This is a genomic window from Limnofasciculus baicalensis BBK-W-15 (assembly GCF_024178385.1).
In the GTDB taxonomy this organism is placed as follows: domain Bacteria; phylum Cyanobacteriota; class Cyanobacteriia; order Cyanobacteriales; family Coleofasciculaceae; genus Limnofasciculus; species Limnofasciculus baicalensis.
The window spans coordinates 1-4,787 of sequence record NZ_JAMZMM010000413.1 but is presented as its reverse complement, the minus strand read 5'-3'; the positions used below and the strand labels follow the sequence as shown (position 1 = coordinate 4,787).

Annotated in this window: 3 protein-coding genes; all 3 read right to left on the bottom strand. The window is 46.2% G+C overall.

What is annotated here, in order from left to right; translation table 11 throughout:
• Positions 1-107: 107 nt before the first annotated feature.
• The gene (gene clpP, locus NJ959_RS25610; RefSeq protein ID WP_254014586.1) at positions 108-716 is read right to left on the bottom strand and encodes an ATP-dependent Clp endopeptidase proteolytic subunit ClpP; all 609 of its coding nucleotides are present in this window, start codon (positions 714-716) and stop codon (positions 108-110) included.
• Positions 717-829: 113 nt separating this feature from the next.
• Positions 830-1,369 (bottom strand): HmpF-related protein, encoded by a 540-nt coding sequence (locus NJ959_RS25605; protein ID WP_254014585.1) that lies wholly within the window; start codon positions 1,367-1,369, stop codon positions 830-832.
• Between the two features lie 130 nt (positions 1,370-1,499).
• Positions 1,500-4,307, bottom strand: coding sequence for a valine--tRNA ligase (locus NJ959_RS25600; protein WP_254014584.1), 2,808 nt, complete (start codon positions 4,305-4,307; stop codon positions 1,500-1,502).
• Positions 4,308-4,787: the final 480 nt, after the last annotated feature.

The window sequence follows — 4,787 nt, the reverse complement described above, 5'->3', positions numbered from 1 at the left end:
AGGGGGACAAGGGAGAGTTTAAACTCAAAACGGACTTCGTCCCGCTGCGCTAACAAAACTCAAAACTCTCCCCACTCCCTACTCCCTACTCCCCACTCCCCCTTACCTCAAGCAACACCCACAGGAGTTCGTACTAGTGAAGGGCGGCGCTCGATCACTTGGTCGATTAAACCATACTCCTTGGCTTCCTCTGCGGACATAAAGAAATCTCTCTCAGTATCATCCTGAATTCGATCCATTGATTGACCTGTATGTTCTGCCAAAAGATCGTTAAGCTTTTTCTTGTGGTAGAGGATTTCTTTGGCTTGAATTTCGATATCGGTTGCTTGCCCTTGAGCGCCCCCTAGAGGCTGGTGAATCATAATGCGAGAATGAGGTAAGCTCATCCTTTTCCCATGGGCACCAGCACTAAGTAGGAATGCTCCCATACTCGCCGCCAAACCAACACAAATTGTGGAGATATCCGGACGAATTTGATTCATCGTATCGTAAATGCCCATCCCCGCTGTCACGGAACCACCTGGAGAGTTGATGTAGAGGTAAATGTCTTTTTCCGGATCTTCAGATTCTAAAAATAGAAGCTGGGCAACGATTAAGTTAGCTAGATCCGAGTCAACTTGTTGTCCGAGAAAGACAATTCGTTCCCGCAATAGACGGGAGTAGATGTCAAAGGCGCGTTCGCCACGACCAGATTGTTCTATAACTGTAGGAATCATTTTTGCGATGTATTTTTGGTAGTTTTAGGGACGGATCGGTTAACATTTGTCTTCAGATAAATGTTAGCAAATATCTTGTCTAGCCGCTCAAGGAGCAGAAGCTAGCTAGATCTTTATTCCTCTTCCTTCTCCCTCAGACGCTCTTCCCACTCTTCGAGTCGCTGTTCCCACTCTTCGAGTCGCCGTCGTTCCTGTTTCAATTCCGATTCCCTCTCTTTCAACTGTTCTGCCATTCGTTCAAGTCGCTGCTTTTGTTGTTCTAATTCTTGCTCTGTGGCTGTAATTCGATCCCGACGGGCTTCAAATTCTGCTCGCTGGCGGGTCAAATCCTGACTTTGTGAAGTTAGATCTCTCCGCCATTCTTCAATACGTGCTGATTCCTCTTGAAGAAAGCTTGGGGTAATGCCATGACTCAAGTATTTCTGGACGATCGTTAACACCCAGTCTTGAGCGGGTTTAATCGACTGAACCTCTTGATTATCAGAAAGATCGACCAAGACTAACAATCCCTCATGAAGGGAATTCCTGTCTGTCACGATCGTACTTTCTGGGTTGATTACTGCCCAGCAATGATCTGATTGTTGGCGGGCTAGCAATTGTAGCTTTCCCCCGCCTACATCCTCATTCTTTTGCACTAGGGCCAGGTGTAGCATTTCCTATTAGTTTGTTGTTGTTTATTGTTTGTTGTTTGTTGTTTGTTGTTTGGCGATAACTAATAACCAACAACTAATAACAAATAGGCGATCGGTGAGAAGCTCCGTAAAGAGTAATTTTATATTCTCTCTACAGTAGATTGAGGCGATTCCGCAAAATTTCGGTTTGATGTAACGCCTCTGTTAAAGCATTCTTCGCACCCTGGACGACTTCATCTGGGGCTTTCCTGACAAAGTTGGGATTTGCCAGACGACTGGAAATGGATTGTGCTTCTGCTTCCACTTTACCTAAGTCTTTGGCTAACTTAGCGCGGAGGGCATCTACATCCACAACACCAGCCAGAGGAATCAATACTTGGATCGTGCCGATCGCACCTGCCATGGTTGTCTCTATCTCTTCTTCCAGAGATGAAGTAATTGTCAATGTCAAAGCTCCTGCTAAGTCTTGAATATAAGATTTCCCAGCTTCCATAATTTGACGTTCGTTACTGCTCTCACTTTGGAGAATGACTGATACCTTCACCCCCGGCTTGATTCCCGCCTCGGCACGGAGGTTCCGAATCGTGCGGATTGTGCTAATCAGCAGATCGAATTGCTCCTCTAAGGCTGGGTTGATGGGCGAGTTTTGAGTTAAAGATTCTACCTCAGAACTTAATAATTCTGGTAATGGCTGTGATGCCAAAAACTCTGCCGATTTTTGGGTGAGGGAATGCCAGATTTCTTCAGTGATATGAGGCATAAACGGATGGAGCAGTTTTAAGATCCCTTCTAGCACGTAGGCAAGGGTTTGTTGGGCAATAACCCGCCCAGGAGATGTTGCCTCTTGCCGTAGTCTAGATTTAACTAGTTCAATATACCAATCACAGAAGTCACCCCAGATGAACTCGTATAGTCCCTTTGCTGCTTCTCCCAGAGCGTAGGTGTCCAGATGATCGTTGGTTTGATGGACTACTTGATGAAAGCGGGACAAAATCCAGCGGTCGCTTAATTCTAACGCTTTGCTCGCCTCTTCCTCCTTAATTAGGGGAGGATTAGGGGAAGATTTTTCGATTAGGATGAGGGGAGAGCCTAGCTGCTGTGGAGTCTTACCATCCAGATTCATCATTACAAACCGGGCTGCATTCCAGAGTTTGTTGGCAAAGTTCCGCGATGCTTCCACTGATGCTGACTCATCTGTTTTGCGATTATACTCCAACCGAATATCTTGACCTGCTCCTGCTACTTCCCGAATCAGGGTGTAGCGCACTGCGTCTGTCCCGTACTTGTCAATCAAAATTAGGGGATCGATGCCATTATTGGCGCTTTTGGACATTTTTTTATTGTTTTCATCCCGCACCAATCCGTGGATGTAAACTGTTTCAAAGGGCATTTGACCTGTAAAATGTCCTGCCATCATGGTCATCCGCGCTACCCAGAAGAATATGATGTCAAAGCCTGTAACTAGTGTTGTGGTTGGATAGTATGTTTTTAAGTCAACGGTTTCATCAGGCCAACCCATGGTGGAAAATGGCCACAATCCTGACGAAAACCAGGTATCGAACACGTCGGGGTCTTGTTTTATTTTGACATTTTCACCAAATTGTGCTATGGCTTTTTCCTTGGCTTCCTCCTCATTGCGGGCAACAACAAAGGGTGTATTGTCTTTAATCTCGCCATCGGTTTGACTGACGGCATACCAGGCGGGAATTTGGTGTCCCCACCAGAGTTGGCGAGAAATACACCAATCTTCTAATTTTACTAGCCAATCCCGGTAAACTTTTGTCCAACGTTCCGGGACGAATTTGGGAGAATTGTGCTTGTCTAGGAATTCTAGAGCGTTATCGGCTAGGGGACGAATTTTGACAAACCACTGGGTTGAGAGTAGGGGTTCGATGGGAACTTTGCCGCGATCGCTATAGGGAACGGTATGCTTATAATCTTCTACCCTGACTAGGCATCCATCTTCCTCAAGCCGCTGCACGACTTTTTGGCGGGCTTCATATCTGTCTTGCCCCTGAAATAGTCCGGCATTTTCGTTTAAAGTCCCGTCCTTATTCATAATGTTGATAAATGGTAACTTATGCCGATGACCCATTTGAAAGTCGTTGGGGTCATGAGCTGGGGTTACCTTGACACAACCTGTACCAAAGGCTGGATCGACTAACTCATCGCCAATAATCGGGATTTCTCGTCCCATAATTGGCAGAGTAACGGTTTTGCCAATTAAATTCTGATATCTTTCATCACTAGGATTAACCGCAACAGCGGTATCCCCTAACATTGTTTCTGGCCTAGTGGTTGCCACTTCCAAATAACCACTACCGTCAGTGAGGGGATAGCGGAAATGCCATAAATTTCCATCAACGTCTTTATTTTCCACCTCCACATCCGATACTGCTGACTGAGATGCGGGACACCAGTTGACAAGATACTCACCTCGGTAAACCAATCCCTCATCATAAAGTCTAACAAAGGCTTCCCGTACAGCTTTAGATAAGCCTTCATCCATGGTAAACCTTTCTCTTGACCAATCTACTGATACACCTAAGCGCCGCAGTTGGTTAACAATCGTACCTTTAGATGATTCCTTCCACTGCCAAGCCCTTTCGAGAAACTTTTCCCTTCCTAATTCTTTGCGGGTTTTGCCTTCTGTTTTGAGCTGTTTTTCCAGGATGGCATGGACTGCTATGCTAGCGTGGTCAGTTCCAGGTAACCAGAGGGTATTCCGCCCTTTCATCCGATGGTAGCGGACGAGGGTGTCAATCAGGGCACTCTCGAAGGCGTGCCCCATGTGTAAGCTACCTGTAACATTTGGTGGCGGGATGACAACACAATAGGGTTGGCCTTGATGTTCCGGGTTAGCTTTAAAGACTTGATTTTCTTCCCACAACTTCTGCCATAAGGCTTCAGTGGCGGTTGGGTCGTATTGGGTAAGTATGGTTGGAGTCGTTGCCGTCATTCTGGAAAGTTTGATTTTACCTAAAATTGTGCCATATCAAGTGAAAATATTTGGGCTAATCCTGCCAAGAGGCAGGAGACAAGATGGTATCGAGATTAGTGATAGCCAAAGGTGCTAGAATTAGAAAACCAATCGCAGGGTTGACGAACCATGCAGGATATCCATAACTGGACTCCGCAGCTTGCTTCCCGCAGGGTGGGCAGAAACGCAGCCGCAAGGTTAGCGATAAGGAGGCTCTGGGGTGGGACGCATCCTAGAGGGTAAATTAAATTGCCTGTGGAGATGAGCTGACGGGGACTGGTAACAGTCTAGTTAAGAGTCTAAGAAGCAGGAAGAAAAGTGGAGAGGTGTGTATTTAGACCGCCTCGTAACAACTTTTTAAGAATCCCCCTGCTATAGCTATAAGCAGGGGGAGTACGTCAAGAGTCTTTAGGTTAGTTTACCGGAGAAATTAGACAATTGCTTTGCGGGGTTAGGGGG